Consider the following 24346-nt stretch of genomic DNA (forward strand, 5'->3'; position numbering starts at 1 on the left):
CTCCATGACAGACACTCAAGATGACTCCATTTTGTACCTACACCTTGGTACCCCGCGCCCCTACTGGCGCATGGGCTCTGACAGTAATGCCCTTGAGTTATCTGCTGAGAAAGGTGTCACCAGCATCGCCGTATCATTGACCGGATACCAAGCGGCCCGTATCCGGGAACTAACCGGCATCACCGCCTGTTTGACACTGGATGTCTCGCTGTTTGGCACTCCGATTTGCCTCTATCTGGTCGGCAGAAAAGTCGAAAACCAGGCATGGGCCGGTACAGCCTCTGACTTTGAAGATACCGCCTCGGTGGCACACGACCTTGAACTCGGGCTCAGTTTCGCCGAACAGGTCGTTTCAGAAGCTAACTCCGTGATCGTCATCATCGATCAGGAGGGCAAAGTTCACCGCTTCAATCGCCTGAGCGAAGAGTACACCGGCCTGCGCGAAGAGGACGTTATCGGGCGTAGCGCCTATGAGCTATTTATGTCGATGGAAGAAGGTATCGCCTCACGCCAGAACATCGAGGGCTTCTTCCAGAATAAGCAATCCTACGAAGTCGAGCGTTGGATAAATACGGTCAAAGGCCAGCGCCTGTTTCTGTTTCGGAATAAATTTGTCCACAGCGGCAGCGGAAAACAGCAAAAATTCCTAATTTGCTCCGGCTCGGATATCACCGATGAACGCATGGCGCAGGAGAGATTACGGATACTTGCCAACACCGACTTAATCACCGGTTTGGCCAACCGCAATGCCTTGCAGGAGAGACTGCGTAAGTCGCTTGAAGAGCGTGGGGATAGTCAGGTCGGACTGATCTATCTTGATCTGGATAACTTCAAAAAAGTTAACGATGCCTATGGACATATGTTTGGTGACCGCCTGCTCAAAGAGGTAGGACACGCCATTTTGGGCTGCCTGAAAGAGACGGATACGCTGGCGCGGCTCGGGGGCGACGAGTTCATCATCCTCAGCACTCACACCTCGGTGGCGGCGCTGGAAGCCACCAGCCAACAGATCCTCGGCCGCCTGAAAGCCCCCTTCCGCATTGGTTTGATTGAGGTTTACACCGCCTGTTCGAGCGGTATTGCCGTCTGCCCGCAACACGGTTCTGATTCAGAAAGTTTGCTACGAAACGCCGACACCGCGATGTACGTAGCAAAAGAGACCGGTAAAAGTGCACACTGCGTCTTTTCGCCAGAGATGAACAAGAAAGTCGCCGAATATATGTGGCTGGATACCCACCTGCGCAAAGCCATGGAAGAGCATCAGTTGATGCTCTACTACCAACCGAAAGTTGCCACCAATGGTGACGTGCTGAGTGTGGAAGCTCTGCTGCGCTGGCGCTCACCGGAACGTGGCATCATCCAGCCGAAGGACTTCATTCCTTACGCTGAAGAGTCTGGTCTTATTGCGCCACTCGGCAAGTGGGTGATAGATACTGCCACGCAGCAGGCCACTGACTGGCAGCGTAAGGGAATGAATCTGCGTATCGCCGTCAATCTTTCGGCCCGGCAATTAGGTAATATTTCACTGGTCACCGACTTTATTGAAACCATGCAAAAGTGCGGAATGAAGAACTGTCTGCTCGATTTTGAGCTAACGGAAAGCTATCTGGTGGAAGATGAAAAAGCCGCCGTCGATATGATTAATCAGTTGCATAAACTCGGTGCGGAAGTGCATCTGGATGACTTCGGCACGGGCTACTCTTCGCTATCCCAACTGGCACGTATACCGCTCGACTCCATCAAGCTGGACCAGAGTTTTGTGCACGGCATCAATCACAACACTATTTCCCAGGCCTTGGTTCGGGCGATCGTGGCCGTGGCAAGAACGCTGCAATTAACGGTCACTGCGGAAGGCGTAGAAACGCTTGAGGAAGCGTCACTCCTTGACGAAATCGGCGTGGACAGTAAACAAGGTTTCCTGTTTGCCAAGCCAATGCCCGCCGACGAGCTGGAGCACTGGCTTGTACAAAGAGCATTAACTTCACCCGGAAGTTCGAACACAGCCCCGCGCTAGCTGTCAGGATTGACCGTTATGTGACGGGGCAAGAAGGAGGGGCAGACTAACCCGTTTTACGCACTGAAACCGTATGGCGATTTTGTAACATCACCAGTCGTTCCATGTAAGCGACATCTTTTTGTTCCAGAGTAAATGCGGAATCTACCCAATCTTCTGTAATATCCATCAGCTCCGAACGTGAAAGCTGCAACACACGCTGACGCGCACGGATCATCGCTTTGATCCCGTTAAGTTTTGGTCTGAGTGTATCAATAAAAGTACGGGTAGCGATGAACCCATCGCCCGGCTGGAACAATACATCCACCAGCCCCCTACTTTCGAACCACTCCGCCGTATGCGACACGCCGGTGGAGATCAGTTCTTCTGCCAGCCGCATGCCCGATTTACGCGACACCAATGAATACCCGCCCATGCCGGGGAACAGATTGAAAGCAATTTCCGGGAATCCCATCCGCGCCGTGTTCTGCGCCAGCACATAGTGATGCGCCAAGGCGGCTTCGAAACCACCGCCAAGCGCGGTCCCTTCGATCATCGACAAACTGACGGCGTCGACATCAAAACCTCGTGAAGCCGCATGAACACAATCGATACAGGCACGTGCATAGGCGCGTAATGCTTCGCGTTTATTATTAAGGATTGAATCGACGAAAAAGCTCAGGTCACCGCCGACATTATAGATATTCGGCACCAAAGAACCGGTGACCCAAAAATCAAACCGTAACCCAGAGGCTTTTGCCGCATAAGTCAGGTTCATAATATCTTCGATTAACGGCTGATTAAAACAAGGGCGAGGGAAGGCTTTCAGCATCATCCACATGACGTTACGGCCCTCTTCATAATAAGCAGCGATTTGTGATAAATGCCCGGCTTCAGTAAAGGGACGACATGCTGTATGGTCAATAAGATTCATAGTTAATATCCAGGTTAGAAGGGGATTTTGGGTGAAGCAGCTCCAGCCTAGTCCAGCTCTAACCCGAACTAAATCGATTCACGTTTATGCGGTAAAAATAATCCCAACAACGTTAAATAATGCTTTAATTTAAAAAAACAGCAGGAAAATAAATGGCCTAGCCATAGGGTTGATTTTATTTTTTGCGCGAAACCATTAGCTAAAATTCAGGTTTACCATCAAGAGAAGTACGCTAATAATTGCTATTTTCTGTCCAGGCTATTTTTTACTCATTTTAAATTTTTATGAGCCTAGTCACATTCGCCAGCGTTACTGTTTTCAATTCCCCACTCAACAGCTAAATTGATATTCATCTCATCCGACCACTTAAGAGCCTCTCCTATGAGCGAACGCGATATGCCGTTTTATCCGCAACTGCTGGCACCGCTGGATTTAGGCTTTACCCAGCTTAAAAATCGCGTGCTAATGGGCTCAATGCATACCGGGCTGGAAGAGTTGGAGGACGGTCCACAACGCATGGCCGCGTTTTACGCAGAACGCGCAGCGGCAGGCGTGGGGCTTATCGTCACTGGCGGTATCGCACCTAACATACAGGGCGTGGTGTACCACGGCAGTTCGGTACTTAACCAAGCGCAACAAACCGCCCATCACAAAGTCGTGACCGACGCCGTGCATCTGGCCGGTGGGAAGATCGCCCTGCAGATTTTGCACGCCGGACGTTACAGCTACCAACCCAATCCGGTCGCCCCTTCGGCCTTACAGGCGCCGATTAATCGTTTTTCACCGTTGGCGATGACCAGTGAACAGGTCGAGGAAACCCTGGCTGATTTCGCCCGCTGTGCAGCGCTGGCGCAACAGGCTGGCTATGATGGCGTTGAGATCATGGGGTCCGAAGGCTATCTGATAAATCAGTTTTTGGCCGCGCGGACTAACCAGCGCACGGATCAATGGGGTGGCAACGCCGATAATCGCATGCGTTTTGCGCTGGAAGTGGTGCGTGCCGTTCGTGCCCTCTGTGGCCCGAACTTTATTATTATCTATCGCCTGTCAATGCTGGATCTGGTCGAAGAAGGTTCAAGCTGGGATGAAATCGTCACGCTGGCTCAGCGCATTGAGCACGCCGGGGCCAGCATCATCAATACCGGCATTGGCTGGCATGAGGCCCGCGTGCCCACCATCGCCACCATGGTGCCGCGCGCCGGATTCAGTTGGGTAACGCGTAAACTGATGGGCAAAGTGAATATTCCGCTGATCACCACTAACCGGATCAATGATCCCCAGGTGGCCGAAGATATACTCGCCAGCGGTTGCGCCGACATGGTCTCAATGGCCCGCCCCTTCCTCGCTGATCCGGCTTTCGTGCAGAAAGCCGCCCAAGGTCGCGCAGATGAAATTAATACCTGCATCGGCTGCAATCAGGCTTGTCTGGACCAAATTTTCGCCGGAGAACTGGCCTCCTGTTTAGTCAACCCGCGCGCCTGCCGTGAAACCGAAATGCGGCTGCTCCCGACGCAGCATGTTAAACGACTGGCGGTCGTGGGTGCCGGTCCGGCAGGGCTTGCCTTCGCCACGACCGCCGCCCGTCGGGGGCATCACGTCACGCTGTTCGATGCAAACCATGAAATCGGTGGTCAGTTTAATATTGCCAAGCAAATCCCCGGTAAAGAGGAGTTTAACCACACGCTGCGCTATTTCTCCCGCCAACTGGCTATTTTGCAGGTCACTCTCCGTCTGGGTGAAAAGGTTAATGCCAGTCAGCTCCACGGCTATGACGAAGTGATCCTTGCCTGCGGTATTTCTCCGCGCCGGCCGGAGATCGCCGGCATTGACCATCCAAGCGTACTGACTTATCTCGACGTACTGCGTGACAAGAAACCCGTCGGCCCACGCGTGGCTATCATTGGCGCAGGCGGGATTGGTTTTGATACCGCGGAATATCTGGTGCAGAGCGGCCCATCGACCAGCCTCGACAGCAAGGCTTTCAGCCATGAATGGGGGATCGATCAGACACTGACCCAACGTGGCGGTCTTCTTCCCTGTGGTCCACAGGCCGAGCCTGCCGCCCGTGAAGTGGTGTTATTACAGCGTAAGAGCAGCAAAGTGGGTGCCAGTCTGGGTAAAACCAACGGCTGGATCCACCGTGCCAGCCTGTTACAGCGCGGTGTGAAAATGTGGAGCGGTGTGACCTATGAGCGCATTGATAACGATGGATTACACATCACACGCGACGGCGTGAGTGAATGTCTGACGGTGGATAACGTGATTATTTGCGCCGGGCAAGAACCACAGCGTGCACTGCTTGACCCTCTGCTAAAAGCCGGGAAAACGGCACATTTGATTGGCGGCGCGGATGTCGCTATGGAACTGGATGCCCGTCGGGCAATTGATCAGGGAACAAGACTGGCATTGATGATTTAAGCTTCATTATTACGCCCCTTGGTTCAAGGGGCGTAAATGTCAGACTCAGCTTTTTGACGCTGACTTCACGGCACGTAGCACAACAAACTTCTGATTGGTGGCGATGGTCGTGCAGTTACCAAACAGACGGCGTAGTTTCTGGTAGTAATCCAGATGACGGTTGCCGACAATACGCAGTTCACCACCGGTTTGCAGGCAGCGCTTGGCATCACAGAACATACGCCAGGCCGTATCATCACTGATCACGGTTCCCTGATGGAACGGCGGGTTGCACAGCACCGCGTGCAGGGTTTCACGCTCAATGCCGGCCAGCATATTGTTGACTTCAAAATGGCAGCGGTTGAGATCTTCCGGCAGATTATTTTCGATGTTCACCTTGCTCGATTCCACCGCCATGTACGACTCATCCACAAACAGCATTTCTGCGTCCGGATTCAGTGCCAGCGCGGTCATGCCGATCACGCCGTTACCGCAACCCAAGTCGACCATGCGCCCTTCAATACCTTCCGGCAAGTGCTGCATAAAGAAACGTGCGCCGATATCCAGGCCGGTGCGCGAAAAGACGTTGGCGTAGTTGGTAATGCGGTACTCGCTGTCATCAAGCGCCCATTCGGTAGTCACCGGCTCCGCTTCCTGCGCTGGCAAGGTGGCTTCGCAGTGAATCAGACGGGCTTTCTTCCACGCCAACGTGGTTTTGGTCGGGCCAAGAATTTTCTCGAACAGTTGCAGCGTGGAAGTATGCACATCACGCGCTTTGGCACCGGCGATAATCTGCGTATCCGGCGTCACCACTTCACGCAGGGCAAGCAGCTGTTGTTCCAGCAGAGCCAGCGTTTTAGGGATTTTGATCACCACGAGGCCGGGATTGATGGGCAACGGCACCAGACTGCTTTGCTGAGAAATACTGTCTTCATCTAAACCGTTGAGGCGCAGATTGTGGCGCGTCGCCAGTTGGCTCATAAAGGAGTCGCTGATACTGGTTGGCTCGAACTGCTGTAGTGCACAGGCCAGTGTGCCGAAGGTATCGTTGAAAACCAGCACAGGACGGCCATTGAGGGCGTCGGTGGTGAGGGTTTGCAGCAGATACTCATCCGCGGCTTCCCATGCCTGTAACTGTGTTGACGCTTCCTCTTGCGGATAACGTTCCAGCTCCAGTTGCAGTGGCTGCCCACCCAGTTCGAGTTCGAATTGGCTCATTAGCTCTCCTCATTATTCAATTTGCGCTGTTTATCCCTTAAATTGCGCTATCAGTAAAACGTTTTTTCAGTTAAAAAGGGCTTTATCTGCCGCCATTAGGTGTTAACGCCCGGTTTTCGATGCAAAACCCGCATCACCTCGCGGCCCTTCTTTTTGGATCAATAAGAGCTAAAGCAAACAGTTATGCCTGAATTGACCTATCTGCAAGGTTATTCTGAGTCGCTAAAGGCTCAGGTACACCAGTTGATCAACCAGCAACGTCTGGGACAGGTTCTGCTGTCGCGTTATCCGCAACCGCACAATGTCACCACTGACAAGTCGCTGTATCAGTTTACGCTCGATCTGAAGAATCAGTATTTACGCAGCTCGTCACCGCTAAGCAAAGTAGCCTATGACAATAAAATTCATGTGATGAAGCACGCATTGGGGCTGCATACTGCGATTTCCCGAATTCAGGGAGGCAAGCTGAAAGCCAAGGCAGAGATCCGCGTGGCCACTGTGTTTAAAAACGCGCCAGAAGCTTTTCTTAAAATGATCGTGGTGCACGAACTTGCTCATCTCAAAGAAAAAGAGCACAACAAGTCCTTTTACAGCCTGTGCTGTCATATGACACCTGACTATCACCAGTTAGAATTTGATACCCGTATGTACCTGACGTATCTGGAAATATTTGGAAAGCTGTATCAGTAACTACCTGATTTTAAATGAATTCCAACGCTATCACATCTATCCTAAGTCATTCGAGTTGCATCAAGGCAGCAACGGAGTGAATTCCCAGGCATACATCAGTATGTGACGGGCATTCGCGAACGCAGCCAACACCGAGGCCGCTCGAAGGATGACGGGTATTGGAGTAATTATGATTCGCTTTGCCATAGTCGGCACCAATTGGATCACCCAGCGTTTCATTGACGCCGCGCACGAGAGCGGCAAGATGAAACTGACGGCGATTTATTCCCGTACGCTGGACGGCGCAAAAGCCTTCGGTCAGGAATACCCGGTCGAACACTATTTTGACTCGCTGGAAGCGCTGGTCGCCTCCAGCGAAATTGACGCGGTTTATATCGCCAGCCCAAACTCCCTACATTGCCAACAAACGCTGCTGTTCCTCAGCCATAAAAAGCATGTGATTTGCGAAAAGCCACTCTGTTCAAATTTGCGCGAAGCGGAAAGCATGATCGCCTGTGCTACCGACAACAATGTGGTGCTGTTCGAAGCCTTCAAAACTGCCTATCTGCCTAATTTTCTGCACATGAAGGGCGCGCTAAATCGCATTGGTAAACTGCGTAAGGCCATCTTCAATTATTGCCAGTACTCATCACGTTATCCACGTTATCTGGCGGGTGAAAATCCCAATACTTTTGATCCGGCCTTCTCGAATGGCTCGATCATGGATATCGGCTATTACTGCCTGGCAAGCACGGTCTCACTGTTTGGCGAACCGCTGTCGGTCAATGCCTCGGCCACATTGCTCAACAGCGGGGTTGATGGTCAGGGCACCGTGGTACTGCGTTATGCCGATGATTTTGAAGTGGTGATCAACCATTCAAAAATCAGCGATTCGTGGTTACCGAGTGAAATTCAGGGTGAAGATGGCGTGTTGCAGATGGAAAAGATCTCCGAATGCCAGACCCTGAGCCTGACGCCACGAGGAAGCCAGAAACTCGATCTGACCCAGCCTCAACACATCAATACCATGCTGTATGAAGCCGAGACTTTCGCGCTGCTGGTCGAGAACCAGTTTGTCGGCCATCCGGGGCTGGAAGTCTCACGCATCACCGCCAAATTACTGACTGAAATCCGTCATCAGACCGGCGTGGTCTTCCCTGCAGATCATGCGATTTAATTAAAGATCATCGAATTCAGGAGTAAAAGATGAGTACCACCCGTTCAAAATCTTTGCTGATTTTGCAAACCGGCCATGCGCCGGAGTCTATCAGTCATGTTCACGGTAACTTCCCGCAGATGTTTATCCGCCAGGGTGATATCGATACACAGCAAGTGACGATCGTGAATTTACAGGCGGGTGAACGTCCGCAGCCTCCGGAACATTACTGTGGTGCCATCATTACCGGTTCGCGCAGCATGGTGACAGAGCATCTGGACTGGAGCGAAGCCGCAGCCGATTGGATACGCTTGGCGATGTTGCATGAGCTGCCACTGTTTGGTGCCTGTTATGGCCATCAGTTGATGGCGTATGCGCTGGGTGGTGAGGTCGATTACCACCCTCAGGGCATTGAAATCGGTACCGCAGAGGTGACGCTCACGCCAGCCGGACATCTTGATCCGCTGATATCACAGCTTCCGGCGCAGTTCACCGCCAATCTGATTCACCTGCAAACGGTCGTTACGCCGCCAGCCACCGCGACAGTATTGGCAAAAACGCTGCACGATCCGCATCAGATCCTACGTTATGGCCCATATGCCATCAGTACCCAGTTTCACCCGGAATTTTCCGGGGAAGTGATGAAAACCTATCTGCAATGGCTCAACGAGCAGGCGTTTGAAGACAACGTCAACTATGCTGAAAAAATACCACAACTCAGTGACACTCCCCTGGCTCAAGGGCTGTTACTGTCGTTTGTGACGGCGTTAGGCAAGCGTCAGGCGCTGGCAGGTTAGTATTTCGAATTGTTTGACTTTTGACACATTTTGAATTACTTTCCGCTGCGCAAAGGGGAGTAACTTCTTCGTCGGATAATCGTCATTACGGTGTCTGGACTCGCGCGTATACCGCGCTGTCTCAGCCACCCGGTTACCGGGCAACCTTGATAAAAATTCATTGAATGAATCAAATCAGAGGGTTGTAAGTGAGACCTTGCCGGAAGGCGAGGTTTGCTTGTAGCTCATTAAGAGCGGCTAACGTCTTCCGACGTAGCCGTTTTTTTTTTGATGTTTTTTAGAGGATTGCATAATGATGAATTCTGTCGGGAACCCGATGTTGTGGGGCAGTTTCGCCGTGGTAGTGGTGATCATGCTGGCCGTTGACCTGCTATTACAGGGCCGTAAAGGCGCGCAGGTGATGACCATGAAAAGTGCCGCCATCTGGTCGCTGGTCTGGATTAGCCTGTCGCTGTTGTTCAACGTCGGCTTCTGGTGGTATCTGAATGGCGAGTTTGGCCGTGAGGTGGCTGACACCCAGGCGACGATGTTCCTGACCGGTTACCTGCTGGAAAAAGCGCTGGCCGTGGATAATGTCTTCGTCTGGTTGATCCTCTTCAGCTACTTCTCTGTGCCAGCCAACCTCCAGCGTCGAGTCCTGGTTTACGGCGTACTGGGCGCTATCGTCCTGCGTACAGGCATGATCTTCGCAGGCAGTTGGCTGGTGGGGCAATTCAGCTGGATCCTTTACATCTTCGGCGCTTTCTTGCTGTTTACCGGGATCAAAATGGCGCTGACCAAAGAAGATGACGGCGAAATAGGCGAGAAGCCGATGATTCGATGGCTGCGTAGCAAACTGCGCATGACCGACGAACTTCAGGGTGAGAAGTTCTTTGTGCGCCGTAATGGCCTGCTGTTCGCCACCCCGCTGTTGCTGGTGCTAATCATGGTGGAACTGAGTGACGTGATTTTCGCCGTCGACAGCATTCCGGCCATTTTCGCCGTCACCACTGACCCGTTCATCGTTCTGACCTCAAATCTGTTCGCCATTCTCGGCCTGCGGGCAATGTACTTCCTGCTGGCAGGCGTGGCAGAACGCTTCTCCATGTTGAAATATGGGTTAGCGGTGATCCTGATCTTTATCGGTATCAAAATGCTGCTGCTCGACGTTTTCCATATTCCGGTGGGGATTTCTCTCGGGGTGATTGCTACGATTCTGATTGGCACTCTGCTGATTAACACTTGGGTGAATCACCGGGCCGACCGCACAAAAAACGTAAAATAAACGGACACGGCAAGGTGTTCATTATTTTTTGCGCTAAATTTTGCTAACCTGCGGCCCCACCATTCAGGATAAAGAACGGTGCCAACATTAAAAAAGGAATGACGTTATGCCAACACAATCCTCACCATCACTCATGCAACGCCTGCTGCACGCCAGCCTGGTGAAGCAGATCCTCGTCGGCCTGCTGGCCGGGATAGCACTGGCCTGGCTCGCGCCCAGTGCGGCAAGCTCCGTAGGAATACTCGGTAATCTCTTTGTCGGCGCCCTGAAAGCCGTGGCCCCGCTGTTGGTGCTGGTACTGGTTACCGCCTCCATCATGAACCACCCGCTGGGCCGAAAAACCTCTCTCGGCCCCATTCTATTTCTTTACCTTCTCGGTACCTTTTCAGCAGCGCTGATCGCCGTGTTAGTCAGTTTTATGTTCCCTTCCGTGCTGGATCTTAAAGTCGCCAACGTGCAAATTACCCCGCCCGGCGGTATTGTCGAGGTGCTGAAAGGCCTGGTTATGAGCATTGTGTCCAACCCGTTCCGGGCGCTGATTGATGCTAATTATATCGGTATTCTGGCGTGGGCCATTGGTCTGGGGCTGGCCATGCGCCACTCGGCCGATACCACGAAGACCCTGGTCACTGATGTTTCAGTGGCCGTCACGAAAATCGTTCGGGTAATCATCCGCTTTGCGCCACTGGGCATCTTTGGTCTGGTCGCAGAAACACTGGCCACCAGCGGTTTCAGCGCGTTGTATAACTATATTCATCTGTTGGTGGTGCTCGTCGGTTGCATGTTACTGGTCGCGCTGGTCTTCAACCCACTGATTGTATTTTTCAAAACCCGCCGCAATCCTTATCCGTTAGTCTTCGCGTGTCTGCGTGAAAGCGGCGTGACCGCGTTTTTCACTCGCAGCTCTGCCGCTAACATTCCGGTGAATATGAATTTGTGTCGTAAGTTGGGGCTGGATGAGGATACCTATTCCGTTTCGATCCCGCTGGGTGCCACCATCAATATGGCCGGTGCGGCGATCACCATTACGGTGCTGACGCTGGCGGCTGTCAGCACGCTGGGTATTCAAGTCGATATCCTGACCGCGCTGCTGCTCAGCGTGATGGCCGCCATCTGCGCCTGCGGCGCATCCGGCGTGGCGGGCGGCTCGCTGCTGCTGATCCCGATGGCCTGTGGCCTGTTTGGTATACCGAATGATGTCGCTATGCAGGTCGTTGCCGTCGGGTTCATCATCGGTGTCGTACAGGATTCGGCAGAAACTGCGCTGAACTCCTCTACCGACGTGCTGTTTACTGCGGCAGCCTGTCAGAAGTCGTAGTCTCATTATCACCGGGCGGTCCCCCACCGCCCGGCTTAACGCCCTCACTGTCTTCCTCATTACAAATTACGGTTTACAGTGTGTCACTCACTGCCAGCCGTAGCGACGCACGAACCAGCCTTTGACGCACTGGGTCAGCACCATGTAACCGGCCAGAATGGCGATTAACCATGGGAAATAGCTGAGCGGCAGAGCCTGCAATTGCAGGAATCCGGCCACCGGCGAGTAGATAAGCCCAATACCGACAATAACCACCATCAGGGTCATGAGACACAGCGGCCACGAAGCGCGGCTTTGGAAGAACGGCACTTTACGGGTGCGGATCATATGCACAATCAGCGTCTGCGACAGCAACCCTTCAATAAACCAACCGGACTGGAACAATGTCTGCATTTCCGGCGTATTGGCCTTAAAGACCCACCACATCAGGCTGAAGGTCAGAATGTCGAACACCGAGCTTATCGGCCCGAAGAACACCATAAAGCGACCGATATCGCCCGCATTCCAGCGCTGCGGTTTTGCCAGTTGCTCTTCATCGACGTTATCAAACGGGATCGCCACCTGGGACACATCGTAAATCAGGTTCTGAATTAACAGATGCAGCGGCAACATTGGCAGGAACGGCAGGAAGGCGCTGGCCACCAGCACACTGAAGACGTTACCAAAGTTGGAGCTGGCTGTCATTTTTATGTATTTCAACATGTTAGCAAAGGTTTTACGCCCTTCGGTAACGCCTTGCTCTAGCACCATCAGGCTCTTTTCCAGCAGGATAATATCGGCCGCTTCCTTGGCGATATCCACGGCAGAATCCACTGAAATACCGATGTCTGCTGCGCGCAGCGCTGGCGCATCATTGATACCGTCACCCATGAAACCCACCACGTGACCTTCACCGCGTAGCACGCGCACAATGCGCTCTTTGTGCATCGGCGTGAGTTTGGCAAATACCGTCGTGGTTTCGGCGGCGGCCAACAGTTGGATGTCATCCATAACCTCGATGTCGCTGCCGAGCAAAATGTGATCAACATGCAGGCCCACGTCTTTACAGACTTTACGCGCCACCAGCGGGTTATCACCGGTGAGGATTTTCACCGTCACGCCTTTGTTTTTCAACGCTTGCAGCGCCGGTGCGGTGCTCTCTTTTGGCGGATCAAGGAACGCAATGTAACCGGCCAGAATCAAGCTGGATTCGTCATTGACACCGTAACCCTGGGTACGCGACGGCATCACTTTATGCGCCACCGCCACGACCCGCAGTCCTTGCTGGTTTAGGTCATCGGTGATGCGGCGAATGCGCGCCAGCAGCAGATCGGTCAGTGGAACAATCTCACCGTTGAGCTGTACCAGCGTAGAGATTGACAACATCTCTTCCAGCGCCCCTTTGCATATCAGGCGGTGGTTATCGGCATTTTCAGACACCACCACGGACATCCGACGACGATCGAAATCAAACGGGATCTCATCCACTTTGCGCCAGTTTCCGGCGTTGGTCATCTCGGCGGACTCAAGCACCGCCACGTCGAGCAGGTTTTTCAGGCCGGTCTGATAATGGCTGTTAAGCCATGCCAGATGCAGCACCTCGGTACTGGTTTCTCCAAGGACGTCGGTATGACGCTCGAGGACAATTTTATCCTGGGTCAGAGTGCCGGTTTTGTCGGTACAGAGAATATCCATCGCGCCGAAGTTCTGAATCGCATCCAGACGTTTGACGATCACTTTCTGCTTCGACAGTTTCACCGCGCCTTTCGCCAGTGTAGAGGTGACGATCATCGGCAGCATTTCCGGCGTCAAGCCGACCGCCACGGAGAGCGCAAATAGCGCCGCCTCCCACCAATCGCCCTTAGTAAAACCGTTGATCACCAGCACGATGGGCGTCATCACTATCATAAAGCGGATCAATAACCAGCTGACTTTACTGATCCCTGCCTGGAAGGCATTAGGTTGTGTCTCTTCCTGCGTGACCCGTTCAGCCAACTGACCAAACCAGGTTTCACCGCCGGTAGCGATGACGATAGCCATCGCCGTGCCGCTGACGACGTTGGTCCCCATAAAGCACAGCGTATCCTGCTCCAGTGGATCGCAATCCACCGGCATCCGGCTGTTGGCCTGCTTTTCGACCGGCAGAGATTCACCGGTCAGCGCCGCCTGACTGATAAACAAGTCTTTGGCAGAGAGAATACGTAAATCCGCTGGGATCATGTCACCGGCGGAGAGTTTAATCAGGTCGCCTGGCACCAATTGGCTTATTGGTAGTTCTATGGTTTCGCTGCGACCGGTGTGGGCATCGCTGCGCAGCACGGTGGCCGTGTTACTGACCATGGCTTTCAGCGTATCAGCAGCGCGGTTAGAGCGTGCTTCCTGAATGAAGTGCATCAGGGTGGAGATCAACACCATCGCACCAATCACCAATGCGCCGGTGAGATCGTCAGTGGCATAGGAAACCAGCCCCAGTAAGGTCAGCAACAGGTTGAATGGATTACGGTAGCAGTGCCACAAGTGCAACCACCATGGCGCAGGCTGTTGATCGTGGGTCTGATTCGGCCCGATGCGTTCGCGGATGGCGTCGGCCTCCTGCCCGGTCAGCCCTTCAGGATGGCTGCCAAATTGCAGGAAGAGGCTATCTTCGGTGGCTCGGGCGCACTGCATGCTATGCGCGGCAATGCTGGCAGGTACTTCCGGCATTTTGCTGCCATTGACGCTTTCCTGGATAGAATCACCCAGCATAGGATCACGACGAACCAGACGACGCGGTAAGTTACGGCTAAGTGCATCAAGCAGCCGTTGAGTTAGGTTTTTGAGCATGATTCGACTCTTTGTTGCGTCCACGGCTAAACAGCCACAGACATGGCAAAAGAATGCCCTTCATATTTCACGCTGCAACTGTGTTGGCTTGCCTTGCTTACCCCTGTCACTGAGTTAATTAAGATCCAGAGGGTTCGCTCGGTTGCCGCTTGGCTGCAACGAGAACTATTTTGGGTAAAAAATAATGAGGTGGACGACAAAGATCGAGCGCCACCGCTTACCATTGATTGCTTTTTAAGCGTTAGTATCACGGCAAGCAGTAGCGAAAAGGCGAGTGCTTACCGGATCACAACGGACCGACTAAAGTGGGGTCAGGTTCCATCAGGTTTTCACCTCCGGTAAGGAACGTTTAGGAAATTGTAACCTTCAAGCATTACAATCTTTCGGGTAGGCGTACAAGACAAAGAGAATATCCTGCAGGTATTCGCCGCGTGCAGTGTACGCTGGTCAACTGCAACCAAACATAAACCTGAACCATCATTCGCTATAAAATAACCATGCAAAATCGCCTGACCATTAATGATATTGCCCGCCTGAGCGGTGTCGGAAAATCCACGGTTTCCCGCGTTTTGAATAACGAAGGCAACGTCAGCCCGCAAACCCGTGAACGGGTGTTGCAGGTGATTGAACAACAGCATTTCAGTCCGTCGAAATCGGCGCGGGCCATGCGCGGGTTCAGCGACAAAATTGTGGCGATCATCGTGTCGCGTCTCGACTCTCCTTCGGAAAATCTGGCCGTACGCGCCATGTTGCCGCTGTTTTATCAGCAAGGGTATGACCCGATTGTGCTGGAAAGTCAGTTCAGCGCAGAGCGCGTGAAAGAGCATTTGCAGGTGCTGAAACAGCGCAATATCGATGGCATTGTGCTGTTTGGTTTCACCGGACTTTCAGCCCAAATGCTGACGCCCTGGCAGGATAAAATGGTGGTGCTGGCACGCGATATGCTGGGGCTATCTTCGGTGTGTTATGACGATGCGGGTGCGGTGCAGCTGCTGATGCAAAAACTGCTGGCGCAGAACATACGGGAGATTGGCTTTATCGGTGTGTCGCCGCAGGACACCACCACCGGTCAGCGCCGCAGCGCAGCCTTCCGGACTTTTTGTAAAGAGCATGGCCTGACACCACACATTGCGCTGGGCGAACTGACCTATCAGAGCGGCTTCGACCTGATCCCGCAGTTGCTGAAAAATAATATTCAGGCCGTCGTCTGCGCGTCCGACACCATTGCCATCGGCGCACAAAAATACCTGCAACAGCAGCAAATCCGTGGCGTGCAGGTGTGCGGTATCGGCAACAACCCGCTGCTGCATTTCCTGTTCCCGGAATCGTATTCCGTAGAGCTCGGCTATGGCGCGGGCGGCGAAGCAGCGGCGAAGCAACTGCTGGCGCAGCTCAGCGGTTCCACGACGGTGCGGCAGCTGATTATCCCCGGAAAGCTTGCTTTCTGAATCCCCCGCCTTTCTGACCTTTGACTTTCTAAAAAGCAGAAACTTTGTGATCGTCCCGGCAAAACCGGGAACGTTCCCGGACAAGTTCCCACCGCCTTCGCTATGCTTGAACCGTACCCTACACTCTTACGCAAAATCACAGGCCACTTCCCATGAGCAAAGTTAAGCAACAGGATGTTGATCAGCTGATCGCCCTCGTTGGCGGCAGCGACAATATCGCGATGGTGACTCACTGCATTACGCGTCTTCGTTTTGTCCTCAATGACCCGTCCAAAGCCGACCCGAAAGGTCTCGAAGCCCTGCCGATGGTCAAAGGCTGCTTCACCAACGCCGGTCAGTTCCAGGTGGTTATCGGGCCGGAAGTGGATGATTACTACAAAGTTCTGATCGCCAGCACCGGTAAAAGTGCGGCCGGAAAAGAACAGGCAAAAGTTGCCGCCCGCCAGAATATGAGCTGGTTTGAGCGCAGCATTTCTCACTTTGCGGAAATCTTTTTCCCGCTGTTACCGGCGCTGATCAGCGGCGGTTTAATTCTCGGTTTCCGCAATGTTATCGGCGAAATTCCGATGAGCGGCGGCCAGACGCTGGCGCAGATGCACCCGCTGTGGCAATCCATTTACGACTTCCTCTGGCTGCTTGGCGAAGCCGTGTTTATGTTCCTGCCGGTGGCGGTGTGCTGGTCGACGGTCAGAAAAATGGGCGGCACCGAAATCCTCGGGATTGTGCTTGGCATAACGCTGGTATCGCCGCAACTGATGAACTCCTACAACCTCGGGCAGCAAATCCCTGAAGTATGGAATTTCGGCTGGTTCACCATCGAAAAGGTCGGTTACCAGGCGCAGGTCATTCCTTCCGTTCTCGCCGGTATGGCGTTGGCGATGATCGAAAATGGCCTGAAGCGCATCGTGCCTAATTATCTGTATCTGGTGATTGTGCCCGTCAGTTCGCTGATTATTGCCGTATTCCTGGCGCATACGCTGATCGGGCCGTTTGGCCGCATGGTGGGTGACGGCGTGGCTTTCGCGGTGAAATTCATCATGACCGGCAGCCTCGCGCCAATCGGTGCCGCGCTGTTTGGTTTCCTCTATGCGCCACTGGTCATCACCGGCGTGCATCAGACCACCCTTGCCATCGACATGCAGATGGTGCAAAGCACCGGCGGAACCCCGGTGTGGCCGCTGATCGCCCTGTCCAATATTGCGCAAGCCGCTGCGGTCGTCGGCGTGATTATCGTCAGCCGCAAACATAATGAGCGCGAGATCTCCGTGCCCGCAGCGATATCCGCGTTCCTCGGCGTAACAGAACCGGCTATGTACGGCATCAACCTGAAATACCGCTTCCCGATGCTGTGCGCGATGATTGGCTCGGCCGGTGCCGGCCTGATTTGCGGCCTGTTCCACGTCACGGCCAACGGCATCGGCGTCGGCGGCTTACCGGGTATTTTGTCCATCAAACCGCAGTTCTGGAGTATTTACGCACTGGCCATGCTGGTGGCGATCGTGGTGCCGATTATCCTGACCGTGCTGGTTTATCAGCGGAAAGCCCGCCGGGGTGAACTGGCAGTGGTGTAAGACATTCAAGAAGGAAAATGGAATGAACAGCGAATTGCCGTGGTGGAAAAACGGCGTGATTTACCAGATTTATCCCAAGAGTTTTCAGGACACCACGGGCAGCGGCACCGGTGATATCAACGGCATCACACAGCGTCTGGATTATCTGAAAACCCTTGGCGTTGATGCGATATGGCTGACGCCGATGTACCTGTCGCCGCAGATTGATAACGGCTACGATGTGGCCGATTACTGCGAGATTGACCCGGCTTACGGCACGCTCGAAGACTTTGAACGGCTGACTGCAGAAGCGCATCAGCGTGGGATCCGCATCGTGATGGATATGGTGTTTAATCATACCTCGACGCATCACGAGTGGTTCCGCCAGTCGCAGGATGCGGGCAGCCTGTTCCGGCCTTTCTATATCTGGCGTGATGGGGCAACGGAGGGCGGACCGCCGAATAACTGGCGCTCCAAATTCGGTGGCGGTGCCTGGCAGTGGCATGAAACCAGCGGCCAGTATTACCTGCATCTGTTCGCCACCGAGCAGGCCGATCTGAACTGGGAATACCCGCCGGTGCGTGAGGCGCTGAAAAAAGTCTGCAAGTTCTGGGCGGATAAGGGCGTCGACGGGCTGCGGCTGGACGTGATCAATCTGGTGTCGAAACAACAGGATTTCCCGACCGATGATGCAGGTGATGGCCGGCGCTTTTATACCGACGGTCCGCGTATTCATGAGTTCTTACAGGAATTCAGCCGTGACGTATTTAAGCCGCTGGGGCTGATGACCGTCGGCGAAATGTCTTCAACGAAGCTGGAGCATTGTCGCCGTTACGCCGCCAATGACGGCAGCGAACTGTCGATGACCTTTAACTTCCATCACCTGAAAGTCGATTATCCGAACGGCGAGAAATGGGCCGATGCGCCGCCGGATTTCGTGCAACTCAAGCAGATTTTCCGCGAGTGGCAGCAGGGAATGCACGGTCACGCCTGGAATGCGCTGTTCTGGTGTAATCACGATCAGCCGCGCATTGTGTCGCGCTTTGGCGATGAAGGCGCGCTGCGCACGACATCAGCTAAAATGCTAGCAATGGTGCTGCACGGTTTGCAGGGCACACCATATATTTATCAGGGCGAGGAAATCGGCATGACCAATCCGGGCTTTGAACATCTCGAACAATATCGCGATGTGGAAAGCCTGAATATGTTTGCCGAACTGAAAACTGACGGGCGCAGCAACGAAGAACTGTTGCGCATTCTGGCGAAGAAATCGCGGGACAACTCACGTACGCCGATGCAGTGGAATGCCGGGGAACAGGCCGGATTTACTTCCGGCACGCCGTGGATTTCCGTCAGCCACAACGCGCAGGACATCAATACCGAACAGGCACTGGCGGATAAAGACTCGGTATTTTATCTGTATCAGCAACTGATCCGCCTGCGCAAAACGCTGCCGGTACTGACCGATGGCGATTATCAGGATTTGCTGCCGGAACATCCGCAGTTGTGGTGTTATACCCGTCAGGCGTCAGGCAAAACCTTGCGCGTGGTGGCAAACCTGAGCGGGCAGGAGCAGACACTTACGCTGGCAGAATTAGATGGCAACACGCTGCTGAGTAATTACGCATCGCCTGCCATTTCCGGCACGCTTCGTCCGTACGAATGTCTCTGGCAACTCGCCGGATAGTCTGAATTCCCCCTTTTGTCGGGTCGGTCACAGTCGTGGCTGACCCGTTTATTTTGTATGCATCCCCTTATAAAACAACAGGCAAAATTCAGGCCAGAATTTACATTTGGTCATCAATTCTTCCGCCGAAAAAATTCTTTGTTTCAGGTCAATAAAATGAGAATTAACGCTCGCGTAGAACCTACATCTAGTGTGTATAGTACACACCTAACCCAATATATAGCGGTTTACCGCAAATGCCACACAACCGGCCTGTAAGCCTTGTGGGGCGCGGGTTCCGCCCAAAAGGAGTATCATTGTGAAGGCAGACAGACAGGAAACCGTACCCGCAAAATCCACCCAAATGCAGCCCATCGTGATTAAGCGGGATGGTTGTCAGGTCCCTTTCGATGAAGTTCTGATCAAACAAGCGGTGCAACGCGCAGCCGAAGCCGCCGGTATCGACAGCATTGGTTATTGCGCGCAGGTTGCCCGCATTGTGGCAGAGAATCTGCAAGATCAGGCGCGGGTCGACATCAACGAAATCCAGGATGCCGTTGAAAACCAACTGATGGCCGGACCGCACAAGAAATTGGCGCGCGCTTATATCGAATACCGCCATGACCGCGACGTCAAACGCGAGTTACGTGGCCGTTTGAATCAGGAAATCCGGGGTCTGGTTGAGCAAAGCAATATGGCGCTGCTTAACGAGAATGCCAACAAAGACAGCAAAGTTATTCCTACCCAACGCGACTTGCTGGCCGGGATTGTTGCCAAGCATTATGCCAAACTGCATATGTTGCCGCGCGACGTGGTGCTGGCCCATGAACGTGGTGAAATTCACTACCACGATCTCGACTACTCGCCGTTCTTCCCCATGTTCAATTGCATGTTAATCGACCTGAAAGGCATGCTGACCCATGGTTTCAAAATGGGTAATGCTGAAATCGACACGCCGAAGTCCATTTCAACCGCAACAGCCGTTACCGCTCAAATCATCGCGCAGGTCGCCAGCCATATTTACGGCGGCACCACGATTAACCGCATCGACGAAGTCCTGGCGCCTTTTGTGACCAAAAGTTTTAACAAACATAAAGCCGTCGCGCAGGAATGGAATATCACTGACGTCGATAAATTCGCTCACAGTCGTACCGAAAAAGAGTGCTACGACGCCTTCCAGTCTCTGGAATATGAAGTCAATACGCTGCACACCGCCAACGGCCAGACGCCGTTTGTCACCTTTGGCTTTGGGCTGGGCACCAGCTGGGAATCGCGTTTAATCCAGCAATCTATTCTGCGTAACCGCATTGCCGGTCTCGGCAAAAACCGTAAAACCGCCGTGTTCCCGAAATTGGTCTTTGCCATCCGCGAAGGCCTAAACCTTAAAACCGGCGATGCCAATTACGACATCAAGCAGCTGGCGCTCGAATGTGCCAGCAAGCGCATGTATCCGGATATTCTAAATTATGATCAGGTGGTGAAAGTCACCGGCTCGTTCAAAACGCCGATGGGTTGCCGCAGTTTCCTTGGCGTCTATGAAGAGAATGGCGAAATGATCCACGAAGGCCGCAATAACATCGGCGTGATCAGCCTGAATCTGCCACGCATTGCGCTGGAAGCCAAACGGGATGAAGCCGCTTTTTGGACCTTGCTCGACCAACGTCTACTGCTGGCCAAGAAAGCCCTGATGACCCGCATTGCGCGGCTTGAGGGCGTCAAAGCGCGTGTCGCCCCCATTCTGTATATGGAAGGTGCCTGTGGTGTGCGCCTGAAAGCTGATGACGACATTTCCGGCATTTTCAAAAATGGCCGTGCCTCGATTTCTCTTGGATATATCGGCGTGCACGAAACCATTAATGCGCTGTATGGCAATCAGACTCACGTCTTCGATGCCAGTCAGTTACGCGAAAAAGCCGTGGCGATTGTCGCCCGCCTGAAAGCCGCCACCGACAGCTGGAAAGATGAAACGGGTTACGGGTTCAGCCTGTACAGCACGCCAAGCGAAAACCTGTGCGACCGCTTCTGCCGCCTTGATGCCGCTGAATTCGGGCTGATTCCCGGCGTCACGGATAAGAGCTACTACACCAATAGCTTCCATCTCGACGTGGAGAAAAAGGTCAATCCATATGAAAAACTCGATTTTGAAGCACCGTATCCGCCGCTGAGCAATGGCGGGTTCATCTGCTACGGAGAATACCCGAACCTGCAACACAACCTGAAAGCACTGGAAGATGTGTGGGACTACAGTTATTCCCGCGTACCTTATTACGGCACCAACACGCCGATTGATGAATGCTACGAATGCGGTTTCACCGGCGAATTTGACTGTACCAGCAAAGGCTTCGCTTGCCCAAAATGCGGTAACCACGAGCCGTCACGCGTTTCGGTCACCCGCCGCGTTTGCGGCTATCTCGGCAGCCCCGACGCACGGCCATTCAACGCCGGTAAGCAGGAAGAGGTCAAACGCCGCGTGAAACATTTAGGTAACGGGCAACTGGGCTGATACGTGAGATTCCATCAGTACTACCCTATTGACGTGGTCAACGGGCCGGGAACGCGCTGCGTCCTGTTCGTTTCCGGCTGCGTCCATGAATGCCGCGGGTGCTACAACAAAAGCACCTGGCGGCTGGATTCAGGCCTGCCGTTTACACAGCAGGATGAAGACCAGATCATCGCCGATCTGCAAAACACCGTGATCCCGCGACAAGGGTTAACGCTCTCCGGTGGTGATCCTTTGCATCCTCAAAACCTGTCAGCCATCCGCCAGCTGTTACTGCGCGTTCAGGCTGAATGCCCGGGCAAAGACGTGTGGATGTGGACCGGTTATACACTTGATGAACTGAACGCGGCACAGAAGGAAGTGGTGGCGTTGATCGACGTGCTGGTCGATGGCAAATTCGTATCAGAACTGAAAGACCCGTCACTGATTTGGCGCGGCAGCAGTAATCAGGTGATTCATTATTTGCGGTGACGATCTGGCGGTAGCTCAGGCTACCGCTTTGCTGCTTATTTCAATATTCGTAATGCGCAGCTCTGCACTCGCTAACATATTGACCAGCATATCAATGCTGAATACCGAGATTTTTCCACGCATCAGATCAGATATACGTGGCTGAGTCACCCCGAAAACCTTCGCGGCTTGCACCTGAGTCATTTTAGTTTTATCGATATGCGCGGTAAGAATCATCATTAATGTAGAGCGTACTTTCATATTCTCTGCCTGCTGAGGCGTGTCTTCGATGGCATCCCATACACTTTCAAAAGTCTCGATAATCATTGTTTTCTCCAATTGACTAAGACGCGAAATCGTTCTCTGGCCAATGCTATATCATGAAGGCTGGTGGTTTGTGTTTTTTTCTGGAAACAATGCAGGACATAAATTGCCTCCTGAAATTTTGCGACATACATCACCCGAAAAATACCATCGACCTCTTTAATTCTGATCTCTTTGACACCCATACCGACACTCGGCATGGCTTTCCAGTCTTCTGGCAAATTTCCCTTTTGGATCTTATCCAACTGAAAACCGGCTTTCTGACGTACCTGTGGGGGAAAGTCACGTAAGTCGCCACGACTGGTAGCAAGAAACCTTATTTCCTTAAGTATAATATCCTTATTATAATTATACAAAATTTTATATATTCCAAATTAAGGTGCCGCTTAAGTCACGGTGCAGAAACCAAAATGGTTATCTACCCTTCTGTTTTTTACGGCCTTTAATCTATTTTCTATCGTTCTTCACGTAAATCGCTCACTTTCGATACTGCGAGACATACTCCAACTCTTCACCTCCCTGCAATCCGATCTTCACCAAATTGTCATTTAACTCCGCCATTCTGATGCCAACACCGAACTGAGGTTTGCACCATGGCCCACTCATCCCACACGTCGTTTTCCTTCCTGCCGCGCCACTGCGTGACATCCCGCTTTACCTGCCTGAACCCTGCGAGGTATTCATTGTGATGCACTTATCTAGACCTCTGACCAGTCACACAACCGTCTATCAACAGATCGCTGCCGAACTGGAGCATGAGCTGCGTAATGGCTATCGCTGCGGCGATTATCTGCCACCGGAACAACAACTGGCCGAACGCTTTCAGGTCAACCGCCACACACTGCGCCGCGCTGTCGATGAATTAGTAGAACGCGGCTGGCTACAGCGGCGTCAGGGCGTGGGCACACTGGTGCTGATGCGTCCTTATGATTACCCGCTGCATTCACAAGCCCGTTTTAGCCAGAATCTGCTTGATCAGGGCAGCCACCCCACCAGCGAACGTCTACTGGCGGTGCTGCGTCCCTGCACTGAACATGTCGCCACTGCGCTATCGCTTCAGGAAGGCGACACCATTATTCATCTGCGCACGCTGCGTCGGGTCAATGACGTACCGGTCTGCGTCATCGACCATTACCTGCCCGATCTCGATTGGTGGCCGTCACTCCAGAATTTCCACAGCGGTTCCCTGCACGACTTCATCCGTGACGAGATTAAACAATCGCTCAGCCGTCGGACGACACGCATTAGTGCCCGCCGCGCACTGGCCAAAGAGAGCAAGTTACTCGAGATCGTACCGCAGGCCGCGCTGCTCTGCGTGCGCACCCTCAACACCTGTGACGGCAGCAATCGCGTGGCGGAATACTCCGTCAGCATGACGCGCGCCGACATGATTGAACTCACCATGGAGCACTGAATGGATACCCTGCAAAACCGCCAACGCTGGATGTCGGTGCTGGCCCACAGCCGCCCGGACGAGCTTCTAGCTCACTGGCAGCCGTTGAATTTATCTCCGCAGTTTGAACGGCTGCGCGCCGCCGAAACCGGCCTGACACAGCTTCAGGGCCGTATGGGCGGTACCGGTAAACGCTTCGTGATGGGCGATATGACAGTCACCCGCGCCGTGGTCCAGCTCGATTCCGGCGTCTATGGCTACAGCTATGTGAGTGGCCGCAACAAACCTCATGCCGAACTTTGCGCGGTGATCGACGCCCTGTTACAGGTTCACGGCATGGACGAGCTGCTGCATAAAGCAGTCATTGCCCCGCTGGCAGCCGCTCAACAGGCACGCCGAGAAAGGCGTGCACGTGAAGTCGCGGCCAGCCGCGTCGACTTCTTCACCTTAGTTCGCGGAGAGTAATC

The 24346-nt window shown here is 53.3% G+C and carries 19 protein-coding genes; 14 read left to right on the forward strand and 5 right to left on the reverse strand.

Features of this window, described 5'->3' with window-relative positions:
• The first annotated feature begins 4 nt into the window (after positions 1–4).
• A complete protein-coding gene (gene pdeR / locus IEV89_RS09135) occupies positions 5–2014 on the forward strand; it encodes a cyclic di-GMP phosphodiesterase (protein ID WP_188472740.1) in 2010 nt (669 codons plus the stop codon).
• Between the two features lie 46 nt (positions 2015–2060).
• Here pdeR and IEV89_RS09140 read toward each other — a convergent pair whose 3' ends face one another.
• Positions 2061–2927, reverse strand: a complete 867-nt coding sequence (locus IEV89_RS09140; protein WP_188472742.1) for a crotonase/enoyl-CoA hydratase family protein — start codon at positions 2925–2927, stop codon at positions 2061–2063.
• 381 nt (positions 2928–3308) lie between these two features.
• Here IEV89_RS09140 and IEV89_RS09145 point away from each other — a divergent pair, with 381 nt between their 5' ends.
• A complete protein-coding gene (locus IEV89_RS09145; protein WP_308420865.1) occupies positions 3309–5345 on the forward strand; it encodes an oxidoreductase in 2037 nt (678 codons plus the stop codon).
• A 45-nt stretch (positions 5346–5390) separates the two neighbouring features.
• Here IEV89_RS09145 and rlmG read toward each other — a convergent pair whose 3' ends face one another.
• The gene (rlmG, locus tag IEV89_RS09150; RefSeq protein ID WP_188472745.1) at positions 5391–6542 is read right to left on the reverse strand and encodes a 23S rRNA (guanine(1835)-N(2))-methyltransferase RlmG; all 1152 of its coding nucleotides are present in this window, start codon (positions 6540–6542) and stop codon (positions 5391–5393) included.
• A gap of 183 nt (positions 6543–6725) precedes the next feature.
• Between rlmG and IEV89_RS09155 the strand changes: the two genes are divergently transcribed.
• The 5 genes from IEV89_RS09155 to sstT all read left to right on the forward strand — a co-directional run bounded on the left by IEV89_RS09155 (position 6726) and on the right by sstT (position 11746).
• Positions 6726–7232 carry a M48 metallopeptidase family protein gene (locus IEV89_RS09155; protein WP_188472747.1) on the forward strand — a complete coding sequence of 169 codons (507 nt, stop codon included), beginning with the start codon at positions 6726–6728 and terminating at the stop codon, positions 7230–7232.
• Between the two features lie 169 nt (positions 7233–7401).
• Positions 7402–8388 (forward strand): Gfo/Idh/MocA family protein, encoded by a 987-nt coding sequence (locus tag IEV89_RS09160; RefSeq protein WP_188472749.1) that lies wholly within the window; start codon positions 7402–7404, stop codon positions 8386–8388.
• 29 nt (positions 8389–8417) lie between these two features.
• A complete protein-coding gene (locus tag IEV89_RS09165; protein ID WP_188472751.1) occupies positions 8418–9164 on the forward strand; it encodes a glutamine amidotransferase in 747 nt (248 codons plus the stop codon).
• A 292-nt stretch (positions 9165–9456) separates the two neighbouring features.
• Positions 9457–10428 carry a TerC family protein gene (locus IEV89_RS09170; protein ID WP_308420866.1) on the forward strand — a complete coding sequence of 324 codons (972 nt, stop codon included), beginning with the start codon at positions 9457–9459 and terminating at the stop codon, positions 10426–10428.
• A 106-nt stretch (positions 10429–10534) separates the two neighbouring features.
• Positions 10535–11746: a serine/threonine transporter SstT gene (gene sstT / locus IEV89_RS09175; protein ID WP_188472753.1), complete on the forward strand. Its 1212-nt coding sequence runs from the start codon at positions 10535–10537 to the stop codon at positions 11744–11746.
• 87 nt (positions 11747–11833) lie between these two features.
• Here the strand turns inward: sstT and mgtA are convergent, their stop codons facing one another.
• Entirely contained in the window at positions 11834–14551 is a 2718-nt protein-coding gene (mgtA, locus tag IEV89_RS09180; RefSeq protein WP_188473253.1) for a magnesium-translocating P-type ATPase, read from the reverse strand.
• Between the two features lie 494 nt (positions 14552–15045).
• On the opposite strand from mgtA, the gene treR reads away from it, so the two are divergent.
• The 5 genes from treR (at position 15046) to nrdG (ending at position 22183) form a co-directional block, all read left to right on the forward strand.
• Positions 15046–15996 (forward strand): trehalose operon repressor TreR, encoded by a 951-nt coding sequence (gene treR / locus IEV89_RS09185; protein WP_188472755.1) that lies wholly within the window; start codon positions 15046–15048, stop codon positions 15994–15996.
• A gap of 152 nt (positions 15997–16148) precedes the next feature.
• Positions 16149–17567, forward strand: coding sequence for a PTS trehalose transporter subunit IIBC (gene treB, locus IEV89_RS09190; protein ID WP_013573854.1), 1419 nt, complete (start codon positions 16149–16151; stop codon positions 17565–17567).
• Between the two features lie 22 nt (positions 17568–17589).
• Complete coding sequence (gene treC, locus IEV89_RS09195) at positions 17590–19233, forward strand: alpha,alpha-phosphotrehalase (protein ID WP_188472757.1); 1644 nt, start codon at positions 17590–17592, stop codon at positions 19231–19233.
• Between the two features lie 343 nt (positions 19234–19576).
• Positions 19577–21715: an anaerobic ribonucleoside-triphosphate reductase gene (nrdD, locus tag IEV89_RS09200; RefSeq protein ID WP_188473262.1), complete on the forward strand. Its 2139-nt coding sequence runs from the start codon at positions 19577–19579 to the stop codon at positions 21713–21715.
• A 3-nt stretch (positions 21716–21718) separates the two neighbouring features.
• Positions 21719–22183, forward strand: a complete 465-nt coding sequence (nrdG, locus tag IEV89_RS09205; protein ID WP_188472759.1) for an anaerobic ribonucleoside-triphosphate reductase-activating protein — start codon at positions 21719–21721, stop codon at positions 22181–22183.
• A gap of 15 nt (positions 22184–22198) precedes the next feature.
• Here the strand turns inward: nrdG and IEV89_RS09210 are convergent, their stop codons facing one another.
• Together IEV89_RS09210 and IEV89_RS09215 are read right to left on the reverse strand one after the other, a co-directional pair.
• Positions 22199–22489 (reverse strand): helix-turn-helix domain-containing protein, encoded by a 291-nt coding sequence (locus tag IEV89_RS09210; protein ID WP_188472761.1) that lies wholly within the window; start codon positions 22487–22489, stop codon positions 22199–22201.
• Positions 22486–22818 (reverse strand): type II toxin-antitoxin system RelE/ParE family toxin, encoded by a 333-nt coding sequence (locus IEV89_RS09215; RefSeq protein ID WP_188473264.1) that lies wholly within the window; start codon positions 22816–22818, stop codon positions 22486–22488. The genes IEV89_RS09210 and IEV89_RS09215 overlap by 4 nt, the downstream gene beginning before the upstream one ends.
• A 356-nt stretch (positions 22819–23174) precedes the next feature.
• Here IEV89_RS09215 and phnF point away from each other — a divergent pair, with 356 nt between their 5' ends.
• Together phnF and phnG are read left to right on the forward strand one after the other, a co-directional pair.
• On the forward strand, positions 23175–23900 hold the full coding sequence (gene phnF / locus IEV89_RS09220; protein WP_188473266.1) for a phosphonate metabolism transcriptional regulator PhnF: 726 nt from the start codon (positions 23175–23177) through the stop codon (positions 23898–23900).
• A complete protein-coding gene (gene phnG / locus IEV89_RS09225) occupies positions 23901–24344 on the forward strand; it encodes a phosphonate C-P lyase system protein PhnG (protein ID WP_188472763.1) in 444 nt (147 codons plus the stop codon). It begins immediately after the preceding gene.
• Positions 24345–24346 lie beyond the last annotated feature (2 nt).

The sequence above is a fragment of the Hafnia psychrotolerans genome (genome assembly GCF_014639435.1).
In the GTDB taxonomy this organism is placed as follows: domain Bacteria; phylum Pseudomonadota; class Gammaproteobacteria; order Enterobacterales; family Enterobacteriaceae; genus Ewingella; species Ewingella psychrotolerans.

Coding starts and splice junctions, on each gene's coding strand:
- pdeR (WP_188472740.1), top strand. CDS start 5: ATGACAGACACTCAAGATGACTCCATTTTGTACCTACACCTTGGTACC.
- IEV89_RS09140 (WP_188472742.1), bottom strand. CDS start 2,927: ATGAATCTTATTGACCATACAGCATGTCGTCCCTTTACTGAAGCCGGG.
- IEV89_RS09145 (WP_308420865.1), top strand. CDS start 3,309: ATGAGCGAACGCGATATGCCGTTTTATCCGCAACTGCTGGCACCGCTG.
- rlmG (WP_188472745.1), bottom strand. CDS start 6,542: ATGAGCCAATTCGAACTCGAACTGGGTGGGCAGCCACTGCAACTGGAG.
- IEV89_RS09155 (WP_188472747.1), top strand. CDS start 6,726: ATGCCTGAATTGACCTATCTGCAAGGTTATTCTGAGTCGCTAAAGGCT.
- IEV89_RS09160 (WP_188472749.1), top strand. CDS start 7,402: ATGATTCGCTTTGCCATAGTCGGCACCAATTGGATCACCCAGCGTTTC.
- IEV89_RS09165 (WP_188472751.1), top strand. CDS start 8,418: ATGAGTACCACCCGTTCAAAATCTTTGCTGATTTTGCAAACCGGCCAT.
- IEV89_RS09170 (WP_308420866.1), top strand. CDS start 9,457: ATGATGAATTCTGTCGGGAACCCGATGTTGTGGGGCAGTTTCGCCGTG.
- sstT (WP_188472753.1), top strand. CDS start 10,535: ATGCCAACACAATCCTCACCATCACTCATGCAACGCCTGCTGCACGCC.
- treR (WP_188472755.1), top strand. CDS start 15,046: ATGCAAAATCGCCTGACCATTAATGATATTGCCCGCCTGAGCGGTGTC.
- treB (WP_013573854.1), top strand. CDS start 16,149: ATGAGCAAAGTTAAGCAACAGGATGTTGATCAGCTGATCGCCCTCGTT.
- treC (WP_188472757.1), top strand. CDS start 17,590: ATGAACAGCGAATTGCCGTGGTGGAAAAACGGCGTGATTTACCAGATT.
- nrdD (WP_188473262.1), top strand. CDS start 19,577: ATGCAGCCCATCGTGATTAAGCGGGATGGTTGTCAGGTCCCTTTCGAT.
- IEV89_RS09210 (WP_188472761.1), bottom strand. CDS start 22,489: ATGATTATCGAGACTTTTGAAAGTGTATGGGATGCCATCGAAGACACG.
- phnF (WP_188473266.1), top strand. CDS start 23,175: ATGCACTTATCTAGACCTCTGACCAGTCACACAACCGTCTATCAACAG.
- phnG (WP_188472763.1), top strand. CDS start 23,901: ATGGATACCCTGCAAAACCGCCAACGCTGGATGTCGGTGCTGGCCCAC.